An 18562-nucleotide genomic window follows, 5' to 3' on the forward strand; every position below is an offset into this window, starting at 1 on the left:
CTCCACCCTTCCCCTCCCCCCCCCCCCCCCCCCCCCCCCCTCCCCCCCCCCCTCCCCCCCCCCCCCCCCCCCCCCCCCCCCCCACCACGCACCGAGGCCAGCGCCGGTCCGGGGTCGGCCATGACCGTGTATATCTCGCGGTATGCCGCGACCGGTGAACTGTCCCGGGACCTCACGGATCGCGATCAACCGGTGGAACGGCCGGTGGCCGATCTGCCGCTGCTGACGCACGTCTGGCGAATCGTGTTCGAGCAGCAGGCGCGGAAGCGCGACCGCTGATGATCGGCAACGGAGCAAGACCGGCGGAACTGGGCCGGGCAGTACCGACGGAGCATCTGCCGCTGCGTCCGCTCTGGCTGTGCCGCCGTTGCGGGCAGCCGTGGCCCTGCGGACAAGCGCGGCTGGCACTGATCGCCGAGTACCGCGACAACGCTATCGGTCTCTTCCTCCATATGGCCGGCCGGCTCTATGAGGCCATCGACGACCTGCACCGGCTCAACCCGAGCGCTACCGGCGACGCCACGGACCTGTTCGACCGGTTCCTCGGCTGGCCCGTCCGACACCACGGCGGGGCCAGATCCACCACGCCGCCCTGAGCGCGCCCTTCCACACCATTCACCGCTCCTTTCCCGCCGCTGTCACAGGGCTGGCGACGCATGCCCATGCCCAACCCCTGTTCGTCACGGAGGTGTTCCATGCGCGACCTGCTCCCGTCCGTACACGACCGGCTGTTGTACGCCTCAGGGCCAGACTCACCGACATCGGCGCGAAACCCGCCGAGCCCACCCGACAGGTCGACGCCTACTACAACGCCCCGCACCGCGACTTTCTCGCTCCGACGGTGATCTCTGAGTGGCTGCGTATCCGCAACGAAGACCACGGAGCGTCGATCAACTTCAAGCGCTGGCACCCCGTTGATGCCATCGTCAAGACCCATGCCGACGAGTACGAGACCCGTGTCGGGGATGCCGAGGCCGTCCGCCTCCTGCTGGAATCTCTGGACTTCCAACCTCTCGTGACTGTCGACAAGACCCGCGAGGCGTGGACCCTGCCCGACGTGGAGATCGTCCTCGACCACGTGGTGGACGCTGGCGACTTCGTCGAGTTCGAGTTCAAGGGTGAGGCCGTGGACGTCGGCGACGCCACGCAGCGCCTGAACGCGTTCATCGCCTCCCTTGATATCGAACTGGGCCAACCGGTCAACAAGGGCTATCCACACATCCTTCTCGGCCGCGACCACTGACCGCCAGGACCTGCGGTGGCCACCCACGCCGAGCTCGCCGCCCACGCCTTCTTCTGATGAGCCGGTTCGTCGAACGCGCCGCCGCCCTCGCGACCAGCCGGGCTGCTCTTCCGGGGAGCTACGCGGCCGACTCGTTGTGCCTGCGTACCAGCTCGGGCAGCTCGGCTAGCGAGTCGAGATGGAAGAGGCAGCGGCCGCTGATGGTCTGGTCGTCGAGGATATGTGCCCAAGGTCCGCGTCGTACCAGGGCGGTCGCGAGCCCGGCCGCTTGTGCAGGTCGGATGTCGTTGTCCAGCCGGTCGCCGACGTACAGCACCTGGGCGGCGGGGCAGCCGGCCTGCGCGACGATGCGATCGAAGAACGCGGCCGAGGGTTTCTCGACATTCCAGCCGTCCGAGGTGCCGATCACGTCGACCGGCAGGTCCAGCGCGCGCAGGATGGTCTCGGCCCGGGCGGTCTGGTTGCCGGCCAGGCCGACCTGCACGCCCAGCTTCCGAAGAGCCGCCAGGCAGGGCCGGGCATCGGGGTACAGGTTCTCCTCGGAGAAATGCTCCGGCTGCCCGGCATCGGCCCGGCGCTGCCGCTCCTCGGCGAGGTCGAACCCGGGCCGGAACACCTGGAACGTATCCCGGTAGTCCAAACCACGGGCGATGACCGCGCCGAAGACGGCCGAGAAGGTGTGCCGCGGGACGCCGAGCCAGTCCGCCCAGGTCCCGTACTCACGGGACTCGTCGACGATGGTCTCGCCCACATCGAAGAACACGCTCGCGATCACCTGGCGATTGTGCCTGGCGCGTCCAGCCGGATCAACGTGCATCGCGAGTTGGACCAGCAACGCGGCGATAGGGTGCGGTACATGGGAGCCGGTGCTCGGCGGGCGAGTGAGTGGACGATCCACGACGAGCGGGTCATCGACGACACGAGGCGTGCCGTGCTGAGCGTCGCGGACGTCGAGCTACCCGACGGCGTCCGGTTCGAGCAGTACGTACTCAGGGTGCCGTCCGCCGCGATGGTGATCGTGCTGGACGAGGCCGACCGCGTGCTGATGATGTGGCGGCACCGGTTCATCATCGACCGGTGGGTCTGGGAGTTGCCGGGTGGCTACCTTGACCGCGACGAGGACCCCGTCGTCTGTGCGGCGCGGGAGGTCGAGGAGGAGACCGGCTGGCGGCCCAGAAGCATGGAGCCGCTGCTGGGCTTCCAGCCCATGGTCGGCACCATCGACCAGCAGAACATCATCTACCTGTCCCGAGGGGCCGACCCCACGGGCGCCGCGCCTGACATCAACGAGACCGCGCGAATCGGTTGGATCCCGCTGGCCGAGGTAGAGCAACGGATCCACGCCGGGGAGATCGTCGGTGCGGGGTCTGTCGCCGGTCTGCTCGCTGTGCTGCTGGCCAGAGCGACAGGGCGAATTTAGGCGGCTTGGAGTAGCGGCCGTACGCGCGCGGAGACTCCTGCGCCGTCGGCAGCCCGGCGTACGGCGTGAGGCGGTCCGCGAGAGTGGCGAGGTATGCGTGCGCCCGTTCGGAGCTCAGACTCTCAGCGGCTTGTGCTGCCTGCACCCCCACCGCGTCGGCTTGCTCCGGCTCACCGGACTGCACGTGGGCAAGCGCCAACGATGCCAGGTTGAACTGCTTGCCGCGGGCGTGCCTTAGCCGAGCGCGGCGAAGCAGCGTCCGAACTTGGCCGAGAGATTCGCTTCGTGGAAGTAGCCGATCCACTGTGGGTTGCTCGTGTTGTCCGCGCGGTCGAAGGTGCGTCCAGCGCGGGCGAGCGCTGCCGGCCCGGCGTCGGTGCAAGCCGGATGAACTTCGCCGACGAATCGACATCTCACATATTGAGACAAGAGTTCATGCGTGTCAAGACTTTCTCGCCTTTCCGGGCGGCATCTCCGTCCTGGCCAATGCGGATCCGAGTCGCCCGGTCCGGGGGAGTCCTGCCGGGTCCGGAGGGGCCGTGATCTCGGGCTGGCGATGGTGGTTGACGGGGTGCTGCTGGTGGGGCGTACTGGGATGCGTGCGACCGTTCGGTGGTCTGCCTGCCGGGTTCGATCGGCTGGTCTGGTGGTGCTCCTTCGCTGGGCGTCGTCGATCGTTGTGAGCCGGGTGTGGGTAGGCCGTCGATGGTCATGAGCGACAGGGGGACCGTCATGAAGGATCTTCTCCCGGCTGGGTGAGCCGGTGGGTGGCCAGCGCCGTTGGTGACTGACCGCGTCGGTGTTGCCCTGTCTCTGAACTGTGCTCGACCAGTCCCTGCCAAAACCGGCGGCGTGTCGGTTCGGCTGCTCGTCGCGCATGTCTTCCTGCACGTCTGCGTTGCCGCATGGTCGTCCCTGCTTCGGGACGGCTCGTTCCTTGGCATGTCCACAGTGGTGTTCGTGCTGCCTTGCCCTCGGAGTGGGGGCGTTCCGCCGCTACCGCTGCCCGTCGGGAGCCGCCTGCCGCCCGGCGGGCGCGGTCTGCGGCTTTCATCCATCCGGTGCCGGATCCGCTGGCGTCGGTGTCGTCTTCGACAAGGAGTTTCTGTTGTTGTTCCCCCATGATTCCGGCCGCTGCCGTGGCTGGTGGCGGTGACAGTTTCCGGCTTGACCCCCGTTCGGGGGTCGGGCTTGCCGTCCGGGTTGGGGTCGGTCTTGGACCGGTCCCCCGGACGGACGCCTGGTGTGGTCTCACACCGCAGGTCGGGCGGTCTGCCGGCGAGGGCTGGTTGTCCTGCGACAGACCTGTGCTGGTCTCGGGTCTCTCCCCCTGGAGTCGTATGCGTATCGGAGAGGAGGTGATGGTGTATGGATGATCCGGTTCTGCGGGTGCAGTCGCAGTTGACTGCCCGGGATCGGGTGTTGCTGGGCTGGCTCTACGACCACGGGGTGCTGACCACGTTCCAGATCGCGTACGCCCTGTTCCCGTCGCTGGATTTCTGTCAGCGCCGGTTGCTGACGTTGTACCGGTTGCGGCTGGTGGGGCGGTTCCGGCCGCAGCGCGCCGACGGCGGCTCGTACCCGTATCACTACGTCATCGACCAGCTCGGCGCGGAGGTCGTGGCCGCTGGCCGTGATGAGCGGCCACCGCGTCGGGATCATGCCCGGGTGGAGCGGCGCCGGTGGACGTCGAGCCGGACCTTGGAGCACCGGCTCGGCGTGAACGGTTTCTTCACCGACCTCGCCGGCTACGCCCGCATCCACCCTGAGGCCCGTCTGGTGCGGTGGTTGTCGGAGGCGGCGTGCCAACGCTCGGGGGCGTTCACGCGGCCGGAGGATCCGGGTCTGGTGCGCGCCTTTCAGCCTCGGGTACGCCCGGACGGCTACGGCTTGTGGACGGTGCGGGGTGTCGGGGCGCCGTTCTTCGTGGAGTTCGATACTGGTGGTGAGCAGTTGTCGGTGCTGACCCGCAAGCTGGCCGGCTACGAGGAGTTGTTCGGCAGGCTGGGGCGGGTGTGGCCGGTGCTGTTCTGGCTGCACTCCGCCGCCCGGGAACGCAACCTGCGCCTGCTGTTGGCCGACACACCGCCGCTGGTGCCGGTCGCCACCGGAGCCCGCGACCACGCCACCAGCGCGGGCCTGAGCCCCGCCGGGGCGGTGTGGGCCGTGGCCGGCGGCGACGGACAACGACAGACGCTCGCCGACCTGGCGGTGTGGGTCGTTGACGACCGTAAGTATCGACGCTTGGTCACTCTCGGCTGATACCCGAGACCTAAACGGTGGCACATCCGGCTGCTCGGCGCGCGGGAGCCGCTGGACCGGTTGCCCTTCGACGGGACCGTAGCCGCCCCGGTGGACGCCACCGGCGCAGCCCTCGGGGTGGTTCTCACCTTGTCGTCGGCGGGTGGGCGACGATCGCGGCGTCGGGGCGGTGAGCCATGACATGGCCAGACGAGATCAGGGCTCGGCGGCGCCGAGGGAACCCACACAGTTGTCCCGGCGCCGATCTGACGACAACGACGGTTCCCTTGACGGCCGGATCAACGTACGAACTGGAGCGGGCCGACGGCGAACTCGCCGTGGCCAGCCGCATCCGGGTGACGGAGCTGCTCGGACAGTTCGGTAGCCACCTGCTCCGGTTCGGCCAGACAACGCCACGCGGGCACCCGGCGGACGGTGCCGTGGTGGGCGGCGACGTCGAGGCGGGCAAGGACCTTGCGCAGGGCGCGGCCGGACGGATCGCCGGCCGGGTCGTCGACGTACACGGCGATTTCCCGACCGGCCTGCCGGATGACGAGATCGGCGGTCTGCCCGGCCACGGCGATGTCCCGCTGTACGGCGACTCCGGCCTCGCGCAGGGCACGGTGCAGCTGATCGGCGGGCCCTGGGACGGCGTCCGGCAGCGCTGCGGTCGACCTGTGGCCGAGGGCCACGGCGGTGAGCAGGCCCCGTTGGCCCGACCACCACGACCGGTCGCCGACGACGACGAGCTGGGATCGGGCCCGGGTGATGGCGACGTTCCACAGGTTCGTCTGGTGGGCGAGCCAGTCCCGGGTGCGGTCACCGATGCCGTGGGCACCGACCGGTGAAACGACCATGATGTCGCGTTCGCTGCCCTGGAACCGGTGGATGGTCGCGCAGAGCAGGTTCTCGGACAGGCCGGCGGCCTGGAGCGCGGACTTCAGGCCGCGCTGCTGCGCGGCGAGCGGTGTGACCACTCCGATGGACGCCTCCGGGAAGGCCGCGCGAAGTTCGGCCACCTCGGTCACCACCGCCGCGATCTCGACGTCGTTGCGTCCGGATCCGGTCGGTCCGTAGTTGTACGTACCCGGCACGTCGCGCCACCGTACGGCCGGTTCGGCGGGCGCGGTCAGTCGGGCCGGATCGGTCAACACGGTGAGCCGGCCCTGGTACACCTCCCGGTTCGGAGCGTCGACGATGTCCGGGTGGCAGCGGTAGTGCTCGTCGAGCAGATAGGCCGAGCCAGCCGCTGCGGCGAACGCGTCGTACGCCGAATGGCGTGCGTAGCGCAGCCGTCGGGTGTTCAACCATCCGGTGCCGAGCCCGGCCTTGGCCTGCTCGGCGAGATCGTCGGCGTCGGCAAGCTCGACGACGGGTGGCAGCTGCCGGGGGTCACCGATGATCAGTGCCCGTTTGGCGCGGTACAGCATGGGCAGGATCGCCGGCACGGTGCACTGCGCGGCCTCGTCGATCACGACGAGGTCGTACATGGCCGGTTCCCGCCGTATCCATCGCACGGACAGCGCCGTGACGGCCCAGCCCGGCAGCACCCGGAGCAGCTCCGGGAAGTAGGCCCAGCTGTCCGGCTTGGCCTTGGCCATCTCGTCGGCCCGGTTCTGCAGCAGCCGGCCTCCCGACGTCACCCGACGGGCGATCTGGGCGCGCAGCAGGTCGATGCTGCGCCGGGGCCGCTCGACGCCGATGAGTTCGGTCAACCGTTGCCAGGACGTCTCGGCGGCGGGCAGCGCGTCGGCCTGTCGCCGGCAATCCCGCCACCGCAGCTCGATGACGGCACGTTCACCGAGGGCCCGGATGGTGTCCGGGTCGCCGGTGCCGTGCCGACGCAGCCGCCAGCGATACCACCAGCCGAGCCACCGGCTGGTCAGCGCACGGTCGGTGAGTCGGTACAGCCGCGCGAGCGCCGCGTCGTCGTCCGGCAGCCCGGCAGTTGCGGCATCGCGGCCGGCACGGTGTTCGTGGCGCGGCCCCGGTCGGCGCTCGGCCGCGAGGTCGGCCAGATCGCGTTCGAGTAGCCGCTGATCGTCCAGGCTCTGCCGCAGGCCGTTGATCTCGTCGGCGATCAGGCGGAGTTCGTACAGCGGTGTCCGATCGTCGGGCGCCAGGTGGCTTTCGGCCGACGGGTACGCGGCGATCAGGTCGGCGATGTGCTTCGGCTCCTGCAGCCGGTGCTCCTTGTTTCCGGTGCGCAGCACCAGCCCGGGACCGACCAGCTCGCCGACCCGGCCGAACACCGCGTCCACCGCCTGGTTGCTGGTGGAGCCGATCAGCACACTCTGGCCGGCGGCGGTGGCGGTAGCGAGCAGCGCGGTGACCAGTTGACTCTTACCCGTCCCCGGTGGACCCTGCGCGACGGTCAATGGCTGCGACATCGCGGCGCGGATGATCTCCTCCTGCGCCTCGTTGGCCGGAGCCAGCGCGACGGTCGCGATCGGCACCGGAGCCTCCTCGCCCGGGCCCGCCGCGAGGGTTGCCAACGCCGTCCGGTCGATGAGCCGGGGATTCTTGATCATGCCCTGGAGGTCGACGACGAGCTGCTGCTGTGGCGAGGCCTTGGCGTCGACGGAGTAGAGCAGTGCGGCGTTCTGCACCCGGTCCAGTGGCCCGGGACGCGGTGGGCCGACCAGCGCCATCGGGTCGATGTCCGCCACCGGAGTCAGACCGAACGTCTTCATCAGCAGGTCGACGGTGGCGGTGAGGGCCGCCGCGTCACCGGGTACGAAGACCTGTCCGACCCGTTGCAGCAGTTCATCGGACTCCACGTCGGACAGCTGCAGCAGGTCGAGCAGCGCCGGGCCGGGCCGTGGCGGGAAGGAGGCGTGCACGACGTCGTCGGTGCCCACCGTGACGTCGCAGATCAGCAGCGGCGTCAACCGTACCGGCTGCTGCCTGGCGGGTCGGACCGCGACGACCGGATAGCCGTACTGCAACTCCTTGCCGTCGGCGCGGGCCCGGGTGGCCAGCGCGGCGGCCCGGCCGGTCAGCCGGACCGGGGAGGCCGCCGTGAACACCGCCTCGGCACCGGTCGGTGCCGGAGCGTACGTGCTGACCGCCTGTGGGTCGATGAAGGACCGCAGGGCGGCCGAGCGCTCCATGCAGTTGACGTAGTAGGTGACCAGGCGGCGCCACTGGTCGGCGTCGAACGGGGCGTCGTCGGCGGGGCTGGTCGGGCCGGCGTCAGGTCGCGCCCGGGCGGCCGCCGAGTCCGGCGCGGTGACCAGCCGGATGGGTTCGGTCACCCCCTCGCTCGATTCGACCGGCGAGTGCTGCCGACGTCGGGCCATCTCGGTCATCGCGTAACGGGCGAGGTCGTTGGTGGTGACCCAGCCGTCGGCGGACCCGTCGGCTGCGCCGCGCAACCCCTCGAGCAGCACCTCGGTGAACACCGACGGCCGATCGGACCCCTGCGCCTTCGACGCCTTCATGTGCGTGCTGGAGGTCAGGACGAAGGTGCCTCGTTCGCGCTTGCCCCGGCGAGGTTCCTCCCGTACGCCGCCCCGGAACCGGTGCCGTGCGGTGAAGGCTCCGGAGAAGCAACAGTCCAGCAGGACGACCTTCTGACTGGCCTTGGTGCTGTTCAGCAGATGCCGCAGGGTGCCGTCGACATCGAAGGCGGTGGCGTGCAGCTGCCCGGCGTGGGCATCCGTGGCGGTGAGAAACAGCGACTCCCGGTCCTCGTGCAGCACGCCGTGCCCGGAGTAGTACAGCAGGGCCAGGTCGTCTCTGCCGCACCGGCCGTAGAACTCCTCAACGACCTGGCGTAGGTGTGCGACCGGCAGGTCCAGTTTGGCGTCGACGGTGTCGAAGCCGCCGCTGCCGTCGAGTAGCGTCTTGAGCTGGGTGACGTCCTGGCGTACCGAGGGCAGCGCCGGGAGTCGCCGATCGGCGTGGTAGCTGGCTGTGCCGAGCAGCAGCGCGTGCCGACCCATCAGCGGTGGCCCGCTTCGATCGCGACCCGTACCGTCTCGATCAGTTCGGCGGTCTCTCCCCGCGTGGGCTGGTCGATCGTCAACTCGACGTCGCCGACGCGTAGCTGGATGCGGCGGCCGGTGTGGCGTTGCAGGAACGCCACGATCACATCGACCAGCGACTGTACGTATGAGGGGTCGACGCTGGTCAGTACGGTGACGGCTGCCAGGGCCAGCTCCGCGATGCCTTTGCTCGCCGGATCGGGGGCGAGCGGGATGCGCCGTACCTCCCCGACCTCACGAAGATCGCCTGCCAGCTCCTCGGTGAGCTGGTCGAGCACGAAATCGTCATCGCCGGTCAGCGGTGTGAAAGCGACCTCGACACGTACCTGCGACACGCAGCCTCCTCCTGTTTCGCGACGAGAAGGCTACGGAGTCGCCGATGCGGCCGGGCGCGTCTGTCGGCTATCCGATCGTACCGACAAACCAGTCAATGCCCGCCGTCGATGATTTCATCGACCTTGGTCGAATAACTGTTGGTTCAAGGACAGAAGTCTCGCCAGCGAGGAGGAGACGATGAAGATTCACCTATGGGAGTACGTCCGAGTAGAGGCCATCGGACACCCACCTCATCATCGGGAGGTTCCATGGAAAACAGGGCGCGCCGGACGCTCGGTGTCCTCGTCGCGACGGCGGCGTTGGCGCTGGCTGCCGCGGCGACACCCGCCGCGGCCACACCCACCAGCACCGTCGACATGGTCACCCCGGTCTCCGACACGGGCGGAACGATCAACCCGGCGGTCCTCGCCGAGCGGATCGACGAGACGATGGTACGGGCCACCCGTCCTGCGGCGCGGCGCGGCGCTGACGGGACGGACCGAGGGCCCGCCGCTGAGGTCGAAGGCAAGACCGAGCCGGGCGAGATCGGCATCAGCAGCATCATCGGTACGGACAACCGTTACCAGACGACCCCGGCGGACTGGTGGCCGGCGAGCTCCACGGTCCAGATCACCCGTACCTCCGGTGGGGTCACCCGGGGACACTGCACCGGTTGGATGATCGGTGCCGACACGCTGATCACCGCCGGGCACTGCGTCTATCCCCGTAACGGCACCGCGTGGTACCCGCGCAACGAGTTCACCGTCTGGCCGGGACGCGACGGCGGTTCCACGCCGTACGGCTCGTGCAGCGTAGCCAGCCTGCACTCGGTTGCGGGATGGGTGAACAGCTTCATCAACGGCTACGACTACGGTGCGATGAAGCTCAACTGTACGGTCGGCAACAGCACCGGAACCTTCGGGTTCATGTGGACCTCCGCCAGTCAGAATGGCACGTCGACCTACAACCGGGGCTACAGCGGGGACAAGTCCTTCGGCACCCAGTGGGCCAGCTCCGACCAGATCCGGGTGACCCAGTCCACCGAGCTGTTCTACCACCACGACACGGTCGGCGGTAACAGTGGCGGACCCGTCTACACGTACTCCGTGACCGACTGCGGCCCCTGTGCCGTGGCGGTGCACGCGCACGGCCTACACGGCAGCGGTGCGCCGAACAACAACCACAACAGCGGACCGCGGATCACCGAGTCCGCGTTCAACAACTTCATCTACTGGCGGGACCTGTAGTACGAAGTCGACAGCCGTCCGGTGACCGCACAACCCGGTCGCCGGGCGGGGGTCGGCGCGGCGCGACGAGCCGCACCTCACCCAGAGTTCTGATACTCTATGTGATCAAACAATGACGTGATTCGAGGACTGGCCATGAAACGAGGACTGGCCATGAAGTCAGTACGACGTGCGCTTCTGCCGGTGCTGATCGTCAGCTTGCTGGTGGCGGGCTGCGCGACTGAATCATCGAATTCGCCCGGACCGTCGGTGCCGACCGGCCCGGACACCCCCGTCTCCGACCAGCGATCGCCTGAGGGGCCCTCGGCATCGCCGGGTACGGTAGCTGGTCGCGGTACGGCGATCATCGAGGTACGGAACCCGGCGGGGGAACCGTTACCGGTGATCCCGGTGGAGGTCCGTACGGTCGGCTGGCCGATGCCCGCAGAACTGTCCGAGGACATCGCCCGGATGACCGACGCGCGTGGCGAGTACGCCTGGACCGACCTGCCACCGGGGGAGTACGAGTTCACCGTACGGGTTCCGGGCGAGGACGTCGCCGCAGCCCAGCGGGTGGCGGTGGTGGCGGACGAAACCAGCCGGGTGCCGATGACCCTCGGCTGAGCGGGAGCGCGGTGACGCCGTGCCGGGGTGCCCGCCCGTCCCACCCGGCGAGCGGTGCTGTGATCGATAACACCATTGGCCAGCCGGTCCGGCGCGGATGGTGATCACCGGTAGGTTCCTGCCGGTGCCGGCCAGCTGTTCACTAGGAATCTACCTCGATTATCGCTGCCTCCATTCGTCCACACGTATCATGCGAGCGATCCACCATGAGCACTCCGTGCCCTTGCGTCGGGCTCGGACGGTGCCTCTACCTGGTGCTGGCTGAAAGGTGTGGGACCGGTGTCGAACAAGGCGTGCCAATGAGTATCTCGATGAGGAGTCAGGTCCGGGTCCTCGCGGGGGCAGTCATGGGCCTGGTCACGATGGTTGCCCTGACCGCCTCGGTGGCACCCAGCCCGGCCGACGCCGGTGAGCCGCTGCCCGGCACCAGGGTGTCCGACGCGGATCTCCGGCTGCTGACCGAGGCCGCCAAGTCGTGTCCGACCTTGACCCCGGCGCGACTGGCCGGTCAGGTGATGGTCGCGTCCCGGTTCTCGGGGTTGCCGGTCGAGGCGGTGCGCTCGGTCGGCGGGCAGGGCGTCGCCGGGTTGGTGCCGACCGTGTGGCAGAAATGGGCGCCGTGGGAGGAAGCGCTGCCGGCTGACCGGGAAGCCAGCGTCGCCGCCCTCGCCCACCACATGTGCCAGCTGGTCGGCCAGCTTCGGGTGCTGCAGATCGACGGCGACCGGTGGCAGTTGGCGTTGGCGGCACACTGGGTCGGTATCGAGCCGGTCGTCGACGCCGGGGACGTCCCGGCCGGTGCCCAGGAGTACATCGATACCGTGGAGCGGTACGCCACCTGGTACGCGTTGCAGCCGGACTTCGGCGGCAGTGGTGACGCGGCACCCGAGACGTTCATGCCGGCCGTCGTGCGACTCTCCACCGATACCGCGCCGTTGCCGGTGCCCGATGCGTACCTCGAACTGATCCAGACTGCTGGTGCCGTCTGCCCGCAGCTGCCTCCGGCTCGGGTCGCCGCGCAGCTGATGGCGACCTCGGCGTTCGATCCGCAGCGGCTCGGCCCGTTGGGCGAGCAGGGCATCGCGCAGTTCCTCCCCCAGGTGTGGGTGACCTACGTGCGGCCGTCGGCGACGGCGTCGCCGTGGGTCCCGGCCTCGGCCGTTCCTGCTCTCGGCGAGGCCATGTGCGCGCTCCTGGAGGCCATACCCGGAACCGGGTCAGACGACTACCCGCTGGCACTGGCGGCGTTTCTCCGCGGCGACCCGACGGTACGCAACCTGGCCGACGTGCCGGGCGGCGACGGGATTTCAGCCCTCGCCGAGCAGGTGAGCCGATTCGAGACCGAGTACGCCAAGGACTCGCGGCTGACCCCGCCTGCCGGTGCCTCCCCATCGGCGAGCCCGACCACCGAGCCCAAGGCCGAGCCCAAGACCGAGCCGACCACCGGTGCCACGACCGCACCACCTGAGCAGCCGGCGCCGACGAAGCAGCCGACGAAGCCGAGCAGCCCGGCGCCGAGCGCCTCCGACCAGCCACCGGTCAAGGCCAAGGACGCCGACGGGACCAACCGTCCGTACGGCCCGTTCTTCGTCTACAACCTGGGCACCGAGATGTGCCTGGACATCCCGGGGACCGGCCCCGGGCCACGCGACGGAGCGGTTCAGCAGAACCTCTGCTACGTGCACAGCCAGGACAACCAGGAGTACGCCTTCGTCCCGCGCCGGGTCGATTCCGCCGGCAACCAGCTGTACTGGGTCCGTAGCGTCACCTCCCAGTACTGCCTGGACCTGCCCGGCCTCGGCTCGGTTCCGGCGGGAACCAGGGTGTACGAGACCGGCTGCTTCGACGACGAGAACCAGTACTGGCGGCTGCAGCCGACGGTGAAGTCCGGTGACACCCAGTTCTACCGGCTGATCAACACCGCCTCGAACCTCTGCCTCGACGTGCTCGGCACCGCGACAGGTGGACTGGACGAGCGTATCGAAGTGACTGTCTGTAAAGGTAACGACGACCACGACTGGGCACTGATCCGACGGGTGAACTGGTGACCGGGTCACCGGCCCGGGCGGCGAACGCGTTCGCTGTCACCGTTGCCGCAGCTCGCGGCGGGACAGACCGAAGGCGAACGCGGCCAGCAGAGTCGCCCCGCAGGCCAGGAAGACCGCTGTGCTGCCGTACCGGTCGACCACCAGGCCGGCGGTCACCGTGGACAGCGGGAACAGGCTCAGTGCCGCGAAGACGATCGCGCTCATCACCCGGCCCAGCAGGTGCGGCGCGGTGCTCTGCTGCATGGTGGTGATCACCAGTACGTTCGTGACGGTGCTGGCCAGACCGGCCACCACCAGGGCGAGCACGGCGCCGAGGTAACCGGCGAACGGCACGGCCGCGATCGCCAGGCCGAGCACCATGCCGGCGAGCATGGCCGTCGCGCCTCGCCGGGGCAGCCCGGCCAGGCCGGCGGAGAACAGTCCGCCGACCAGGGAGCCGGCGGTGAACGCGGCCAGCAGCCCGCCCAACCCACCCGCGCCGGCGGCCAGCTCGCCGTTGCTGAGCGACGGTAGCCCGATCCGGACCATGCCGCCGACGGTCAGGTTGGCGGCGGCGGTCACCAGCAGCACGGTACGCAGCAGTGCAGACTCGCGTAGCAGCCGCCAGAAACCGACCGGTGGCGCGTCCGCCGCTGGTGGCGGTGGCGGTGGCACGGTGCCCCGTCCGACGCCGCCGATCATCGCCAGGCAGACCGCCGAGACGGCGAACGTCGCCGCGTCCACCCCGAACGCCACCGCCGGGGAGAGCACGGCCACGACGAGCCCGGCGACCCCCGGGCCGATCATCCCGGCGGTGAAACTCGCGGTGCTGTGCAGCCCGTTGCCGGCCTGCAACTGGTCGGCGGGCAGCAGCCGCGGGGTGATCGCGTAGGCGGCCGGCTGGAACAGGCCGGCACCCAGGCCGGTGCCGGCGACCAGGACCGCGATCACCGGTACGGACGGGTCGCCGGCCACGGCGGCCGCGACGATGCCGGCGGTGAAGACGACCCGGCTCAGATCGGAGATCAGCATCACCCGCCACGGGCCGATCCGGTCGGACAGGATCCCGCCCAGTGGTGTCGTCGCCAGGCGGCACACTCCGTACCCGGCGACCAGCATGCCCAGCTCACGCCCACCGCCGCCGAGCTGGTAGACCAGGAACGGCAGGGCGACGGCGTGGAACGCGTCGCCGAACACGGACACCAGTTCGGCGGCGAACAGCAGACGGTAGCCGCGCGAGCGCAGCGGCGCGAAACTGAGCTTCGGCCGGAACCGCCGGGCCGCCGTCGTGGCCGCCGTCCCGCCCGCCGCGGTCTCCGACGTCGAATCAGTCGCCGAGTCGGTCAAGGAGTCAGCCATCGAGGGCCACCGGCAGCGACTCCAGCCCGCGGAGCATGATCGTGTTCCGCCACGGTAGTACGTGCTCGTCGGCGGCGAGGCTCAGGCCGGGGTGTCGGTCCAGCAGGGCGCCGAGCGCCAGCTCGCCTTCGAGTTTGCCGAGGAACGCGCCGAGGCAGCGGTGCAGACCGTGGCCGAACGCCAGGTGCCCGGTGTCGCCCCGGTCCAGGATCAACCGGTCGGGGTCGGGGAACCGGTCCGGATCCCGGTTGGCGCCGCCGAGCGAGACGAGCACGAGCTCACCAGCGGGAATCCGTACACCGTCGATGTCGACCTGCTCGGTGGTGAACCGCAGCGTCGCCATACTGACCGGCGACTCGTAGCGCAGAAACTCGTCGATCGCGGCCGGCAGCGCCGGCCGGTTCGCCAGCAGCCATCGGAGCTGGTCGGGGTGGCGCAGCAGGGCGAGGGTGGCGGTGCCGAGCAGGTTGACGGTGGTCTCGTGGCCGCCGATGAGCAGCAGGAAGACCATCCCGACGATCTCGTCGTCGGTCAGTTCGCCGGCGTCCCGGGCGGCCAGCAGGCCGGTCAGGATGTCGTCACCGGGATGGGACCGCCGGTGTCGCAGCTGCCCGCTGATGTAGTCGGTCATCTCACTGAGCGCGGTGGCGAAGTCCGCCGGGTCGTCGCTGTGCGTGAGGATCGCCGTCGACCAGGCGCGGTAGGCGGCCCGGTCCTCGGCGGGAAAGCCGAGCAGCTCACAGATGATCAGCATCGGCAGCGGGAAGGCGAAGTCCTTCACCAGGTCCACCGTCCGGCGTCCGGCGATGTCGTCGAGCAGCGACGTGGTGATCCGGTCCACCATCGGCCGCATGGCGGCCACCCGCCGGGCGGTGAACGCCGCGTGGATGAGCCGCCGCAGCCGGGTGTGGTCAGGCGGGTCGCTGTTGAGCATGTGGACGACGTCACCACCGAGGGTGACCCCGGCGACCCGGTTGTCGGCGAGCGCCTGGGCGCGGCGGGCGTCCTGCCCGAACCGCGGATCGGCGAGCGCCGCCCGCACGTCCCGGTACCGGGCGATCACCCACATCGGCAGCCCTTCGTCGCTGTGCAGGATCGACACCGGGCCGTTGGACCGGATCCGGGCCAACGTCGGGTACGGGTCGGCGATGTACGGCACCTCGGGCTGCGTCGCCGTACCGGTCACGGTGTCCATGGCCCTCCTCGCGGAGATGGTTGGTGAAGGGAAACCTCGGTGGTGCTCATACGGCCAGCGCCGGGAACGGCCAGCGGTACGCCGGGGTCGGCAGCCACCACAGCTGCCCGGCCTGGGCGGCGATCAGCCGGGCGTCGGCCAGGTCACGGCGCACCGGCGCGGGCACCTGCCTGGCCGGTACCCCTTCGAGCAGCTGTCCGATGGCAGCCAGATGTTCCGGCTCGTCGATGGTGATCAGCTCCAGCGCACCGGCTCGCCGGTCCCGGACCTCGACGAACCCGGGCCCGCGCCGGAACACGCACTTGCCGAGGAAGAACGAGTCCCGCCAACCGCGTATCGCCGGGTCGCCGGCACCGGCGGCGCCGTCGACCCGGTCCGGCGGGTACAGATGGTCGAACAGGCCCTGTCCGGCGCAGCCGTCATGGCAGCGGGCCACCCAGTCGACCGCGACGGCACGGGCGGTGAGTTCCCGGATCAGCACCAGGGCGCGGCCGGCCGCGGCCCCGGTGTCCGGGCACAGGTCGACCGGGTCGGGCAGTCGGGCATGCCGCACGCCGGCCCGGTGCAGCTCCGCCACCAGCGGCCGCCACGCGCCGGTGATCCGCCGGGTGCCGAACGACATCCCGCTGACCTGGGCGGCGTCGGGCAGGTAGTCGCGGGACAGCTCGATCTCGATCGCACACCTGGTCCAGTCGGTCGGGCCGGTGGACCTGGGTGGGCTGCTCGGGCTGAGCTGCGTGGTGACGTCAGCCGACGACGACGGCATGCGGTTCCTCCTCGCTGTGCCGAGCGGCGGTGGTCCGGCGGTGGTCCGTCCGGGCCAGCACCTGGTTGTCGGACTCGACCGCGAGATGCACCTGGTAGCCGTCGTCGTGGAACAGGATGCCCAGCTTCGACCAGCGGTCCAGCAGCGGTCCGACGACCGCCGCCCCGCCGGGCACCTTCGCGGCGAGGGTGGCGGCGGTACGCGGCTGATCGAGCAGCCGGAACAGGGCGATCTCCGGTTCCGTGGTCAGCTGCAGCACTGTCCAGTCGTAGGCCTCGCGTTGGCTGACCAGCACGATGCGGTCCGGCAGTTCCTGGTAGGTGAGTCGGCTGACCGGGTACCGCGCCTGCCAGGTGGCGAGGGCCGCGTCGAGGTCGGCGGCCCCGGTCCGGTCGATGCCCTGCGGCACCGACGTGAAGATGTACGCCAGGTCGGCGAGCTCCGCCTCGGGCAGCCGGTAGATTTCGGTGTACTGCGGGGCCGGTCGCAGGGTGGCGAAACCCAGCTCGGGGCGGTCGAAGTACGGGCTGAACCGTTCGATGGCGATCCGGGCGGCCCCCATCGGCGGCTCCAGGTGATGCAGCGCCGGCAACTGGTCGATGATGCCGGTGTAGTCCTGCGTCGTCTCGCCGGGGAACCCGTACAGGTAGTTCCAGCTGGCTGTCACCCCGGCGCTCTGCGCGTCGCGCAGCGCCCGCACGTTCTGGCAGCCGGTCACCCCTTTGTCCATCAGCCGCAGCACGTGGCTGCTGAGGTTCTCCACGCCCGGCTGGACCTGCACCGCGCCGGAGTCGTTGAGCTGCTGGAAGTGTCGGCGGCGCAGGTTGGCCTTGACCTCGAAGTGCAGGCGGACGTCGTACTCCGATTCGGCCAGGCGCTGCAGCACCGAGTCGAAGTAGGCCATGTCGAGGATGTTGTCGACCACGATGAAGTCGAGCAGCTGATGGCGTCGGGCGAGGTCGAGGACCTCGTCGAGGAAGCGGGCCGGGCTCTTGCTGCGGAACTGCATGAACGATCCGTTGAGTCCGCAGAACGTGCAGTGGTGCTTCTCGCCCCACCAGCAGCCGCGGGAGCCTTCGACGACCAGCCTGGGCGCCACCCAGTCGGCTGCCGTCGATGCGTCCAGCCGGTCCAGGTAGCCGGTGTAGTCGGGGGCGACGATGTCGGCGGGCGGCAGCGGCCGTGACGACATCGGGTTGGCCCGGGCGACGCCGTCGGCGTCGCGCCAGCACAACCCGGAAATGTCGGCGAGCCCCGATGAGCCGATCCGGCCGGACCCGTCGGCCGAGTTGAGGGCAGCGAGCAGCTGCGGGAAGGCGACTTCGCCTTCGCCGCGTACCACGTAGTCGACGTAGCGGAAGTTGCGGTGCAGCGCCGCTCCCTGCGGACCGTCGCAGTTGGCCCCGCCGAACACGATCCGGGTGCCGGGCCGTGCCTGCTTGACCAGACGGGCGACGGCGAGGCTGGCGGCGTTCTGCTGGAACGTGGTGGTGAATCCGACGACGTCCGGCGCGGCGTCAGCCAGTTCGGCGGCGAGTTCGCGGATGAAGCCGGGCACCAGCCGGTGCATCGCCCGGGTCAGCGCGATCTCGGCGTCGGTCGAGCCACCTTCGGTGAGCAGCCGGGCATACGGGTCGAACAGCCGATCCTCGTCGTCCAGCAGCCCGGAGAAGACCCAGTCCCCGGCGCCGAGGAAGTAGGAAGACTCAGAGAAGTAGCGGTAGTCGGCGAGCGTGAAGTTGGTGACCCCGGTCACCCAGTCGACGAAGTCGATGTTGGCGTAGCGGACCTGTACGTCGTGACCGGCCCGGCCGGCCGCCGCGCGCAGGATGCCCAACGCGAGCGACGGCACGTCGATCGACCCCCACGGCATGTGCAGCAGGACGACTTTCACTTCGGCCCCTCTCCGACGGTGGTGGGCGTCGTTCCGGAGCGGCAGGCGCTCTCGCTCCGGAACGACGCCGTCGATCGTGCGGTCAGCACGGACCTGTCACTCGCCGGCGGGTGCCTTGTCGGCCGCCGCCTCGGTCACGTCGTGCCGCCTGGCCGGGACTGCCCGGTCCATGTCGAGGAGCATCTTGACGATGACCGCCCCACGCTCCCGCTCGCTGGTGGTGATCGGGTCGTGACGTACGCTGCGTCGCTTCATGCCATTCA

The 18562-nt window shown here is 69.8% G+C and carries 17 protein-coding genes; 8 read left to right on the plus strand and 9 right to left on the minus strand.

Annotated elements, in window-relative coordinates; translation table 11 throughout:
- The first annotated feature begins 120 nt into the window (after positions 1 to 120).
- The 3 genes from amcA to cyaB all read left to right on the plus strand — a co-directional run bounded on the left by amcA (position 121) and on the right by cyaB (position 1243).
- Complete coding sequence (amcA, locus tag ACXAHD_RS11850; protein ID WP_475050408.1) at positions 121 to 279, plus strand: multiple cyclophane-containing RiPP AmcA; 159 nt, start codon at positions 121 to 123, stop codon at positions 277 to 279.
- Positions 279 to 596, plus strand: coding sequence for a hypothetical protein (locus ACXAHD_RS11855; protein WP_281553630.1), 318 nt, complete (start codon positions 279 to 281; stop codon positions 594 to 596). Before amcA ends, ACXAHD_RS11855 begins: the two co-directional genes overlap by 1 nt.
- Positions 597 to 688: 92 nt before the next feature.
- On the plus strand, positions 689 to 1243 hold the full coding sequence (cyaB, locus tag ACXAHD_RS11860) for a class IV adenylate cyclase (protein ID WP_281553631.1): 555 nt from the start codon (positions 689 to 691) through the stop codon (positions 1241 to 1243).
- 118 nt (positions 1244 to 1361) lie between these two features.
- Here the strand turns inward: cyaB and ACXAHD_RS11865 are convergent, their stop codons facing one another.
- Positions 1362 to 2018, minus strand: coding sequence for an HAD family hydrolase (locus tag ACXAHD_RS11865; protein WP_475050412.1), 657 nt, complete (start codon positions 2016 to 2018; stop codon positions 1362 to 1364).
- Positions 2019 to 2099: 81 nt separating this feature from the next.
- On the opposite strand from ACXAHD_RS11865, the gene ACXAHD_RS11870 reads away from it, so the two are divergent.
- Positions 2100 to 2663 carry an NUDIX hydrolase gene (locus ACXAHD_RS11870; protein WP_475050414.1) on the plus strand — a complete coding sequence of 188 codons (564 nt, stop codon included), beginning with the start codon at positions 2100 to 2102 and terminating at the stop codon, positions 2661 to 2663.
- A 234-nt stretch (positions 2664 to 2897) separates the two neighbouring features.
- On the opposite strand, the gene ACXAHD_RS11875 is transcribed toward ACXAHD_RS11870, so the two are convergent.
- Positions 2898 to 3080, minus strand: a complete 183-nt coding sequence (locus tag ACXAHD_RS11875) for a hypothetical protein (RefSeq protein WP_475050417.1) — start codon at positions 3078 to 3080, stop codon at positions 2898 to 2900.
- 951 nt (positions 3081 to 4031) lie between these two features.
- Between ACXAHD_RS11875 and ACXAHD_RS11880 the strand changes: the two genes are divergently transcribed.
- On the plus strand, positions 4032 to 4925 hold the full coding sequence (locus ACXAHD_RS11880; RefSeq protein ID WP_281553635.1) for a replication-relaxation family protein: 894 nt from the start codon (positions 4032 to 4034) through the stop codon (positions 4923 to 4925).
- 278 nt (positions 4926 to 5203) lie between these two features.
- Here the strand turns inward: ACXAHD_RS11880 and ACXAHD_RS11885 are convergent, their stop codons facing one another.
- Positions 5204 to 8851 (minus strand): caspase, EACC1-associated type, encoded by a 3648-nt coding sequence (locus ACXAHD_RS11885; protein ID WP_475050421.1) that lies wholly within the window; start codon positions 8849 to 8851, stop codon positions 5204 to 5206.
- Positions 8851 to 9228: a hypothetical protein gene (locus ACXAHD_RS11890; protein ID WP_281553637.1), complete on the minus strand. Its 378-nt coding sequence runs from the start codon at positions 9226 to 9228 to the stop codon at positions 8851 to 8853. Before ACXAHD_RS11890 ends, ACXAHD_RS11885 begins: the two co-directional genes overlap by 1 nt.
- A 249-nt stretch (positions 9229 to 9477) precedes the next feature.
- Here ACXAHD_RS11890 and ACXAHD_RS11895 point away from each other — a divergent pair, with 249 nt between their 5' ends.
- The 3 genes from ACXAHD_RS11895 to ACXAHD_RS11905 all read left to right on the plus strand — a co-directional run bounded on the left by ACXAHD_RS11895 (position 9478) and on the right by ACXAHD_RS11905 (position 13106).
- Positions 9478 to 10455, plus strand: coding sequence for a trypsin-like serine peptidase (locus ACXAHD_RS11895; RefSeq protein ID WP_281553638.1), 978 nt, complete (start codon positions 9478 to 9480; stop codon positions 10453 to 10455).
- Positions 10456 to 10608: 153 nt separating this feature from the next.
- The gene (locus tag ACXAHD_RS11900) at positions 10609 to 11058 is read left to right on the plus strand and encodes a carboxypeptidase-like regulatory domain-containing protein (protein ID WP_281553639.1); all 450 of its coding nucleotides are present in this window, start codon (positions 10609 to 10611) and stop codon (positions 11056 to 11058) included.
- Positions 11059 to 11357: 299 nt separating this feature from the next.
- The gene (locus tag ACXAHD_RS11905) at positions 11358 to 13106 is read left to right on the plus strand and encodes an RICIN domain-containing protein (RefSeq protein WP_475050426.1); all 1749 of its coding nucleotides are present in this window, start codon (positions 11358 to 11360) and stop codon (positions 13104 to 13106) included.
- Positions 13107 to 13142: 36 nt separating this feature from the next.
- On the opposite strand, the gene ACXAHD_RS11910 is transcribed toward ACXAHD_RS11905, so the two are convergent.
- From ACXAHD_RS11910 to ACXAHD_RS11930, 5 genes are all read right to left on the minus strand, one after another.
- On the minus strand, positions 13143 to 14444 hold the full coding sequence (locus ACXAHD_RS11910) for an MFS transporter (protein WP_475050429.1): 1302 nt from the start codon (positions 14442 to 14444) through the stop codon (positions 13143 to 13145).
- Positions 14437 to 15639, minus strand: a complete 1203-nt coding sequence (locus ACXAHD_RS11915; RefSeq protein ID WP_281553642.1) for a cytochrome P450 family protein — start codon at positions 15637 to 15639, stop codon at positions 14437 to 14439. The genes ACXAHD_RS11910 and ACXAHD_RS11915 overlap by 8 nt, the downstream gene beginning before the upstream one ends.
- A gap of 46 nt (positions 15640 to 15685) precedes the next feature.
- On the minus strand, positions 15686 to 16405 hold the full coding sequence (locus ACXAHD_RS11920; protein WP_289212352.1) for a DUF5825 family protein: 720 nt from the start codon (positions 16403 to 16405) through the stop codon (positions 15686 to 15688).
- Positions 16386 to 18299, minus strand: coding sequence for a RiPP maturation radical SAM C-methyltransferase (locus ACXAHD_RS11925; RefSeq protein WP_475050434.1), 1914 nt, complete (start codon positions 18297 to 18299; stop codon positions 16386 to 16388). The genes ACXAHD_RS11920 and ACXAHD_RS11925 overlap by 20 nt, the downstream gene beginning before the upstream one ends.
- A 96-nt stretch (positions 18300 to 18395) precedes the next feature.
- Positions 18396 to 18554, minus strand: coding sequence for a hypothetical protein (locus ACXAHD_RS11930; protein WP_281553645.1), 159 nt, complete (start codon positions 18552 to 18554; stop codon positions 18396 to 18398).
- Between the last annotated feature and the right edge of the window lie 8 nt (positions 18555 to 18562).

Source organism: Micromonospora sp. ABR4_055, from assembly GCF_056160425.1.

Excerpts from the sequence above, each read along its gene's own strand:
- ACXAHD_RS11900 (WP_281553639.1), top strand. The coding sequence starts at position 10,609 with ATGAAGTCAGTACGACGTGCGCTTCTGCCGGTGCTGATCGTCAGCTTG.
- ACXAHD_RS11930 (WP_281553645.1), bottom strand. The coding sequence starts at position 18,554 with ATGAAGCGACGCAGCGTACGTCACGACCCGATCACCACCAGCGAGCGG.
- ACXAHD_RS11855 (WP_281553630.1), top strand. The coding sequence starts at position 279 with ATGATCGGCAACGGAGCAAGACCGGCGGAACTGGGCCGGGCAGTACCG.
- ACXAHD_RS11880 (WP_281553635.1), top strand. The coding sequence starts at position 4,032 with ATGGATGATCCGGTTCTGCGGGTGCAGTCGCAGTTGACTGCCCGGGAT.
- amcA (WP_475050408.1), top strand. The coding sequence starts at position 121 with ATGACCGTGTATATCTCGCGGTATGCCGCGACCGGTGAACTGTCCCGG.
- ACXAHD_RS11885 (WP_475050421.1), bottom strand. The coding sequence starts at position 8,851 with ATGGGTCGGCACGCGCTGCTGCTCGGCACAGCCAGCTACCACGCCGAT.
- ACXAHD_RS11915 (WP_281553642.1), bottom strand. The coding sequence starts at position 15,639 with ATGGACACCGTGACCGGTACGGCGACGCAGCCCGAGGTGCCGTACATC.
- ACXAHD_RS11870 (WP_475050414.1), top strand. The coding sequence starts at position 2,100 with ATGGGAGCCGGTGCTCGGCGGGCGAGTGAGTGGACGATCCACGACGAG.
- ACXAHD_RS11905 (WP_475050426.1), top strand. The coding sequence starts at position 11,358 with ATGAGTATCTCGATGAGGAGTCAGGTCCGGGTCCTCGCGGGGGCAGTC.
- ACXAHD_RS11910 (WP_475050429.1), bottom strand. The coding sequence starts at position 14,444 with ATGGCTGACTCCTTGACCGACTCGGCGACTGATTCGACGTCGGAGACC.
- ACXAHD_RS11895 (WP_281553638.1), top strand. The coding sequence starts at position 9,478 with ATGGAAAACAGGGCGCGCCGGACGCTCGGTGTCCTCGTCGCGACGGCG.
- ACXAHD_RS11920 (WP_289212352.1), bottom strand. The coding sequence starts at position 16,405 with ATGCCGTCGTCGTCGGCTGACGTCACCACGCAGCTCAGCCCGAGCAGC.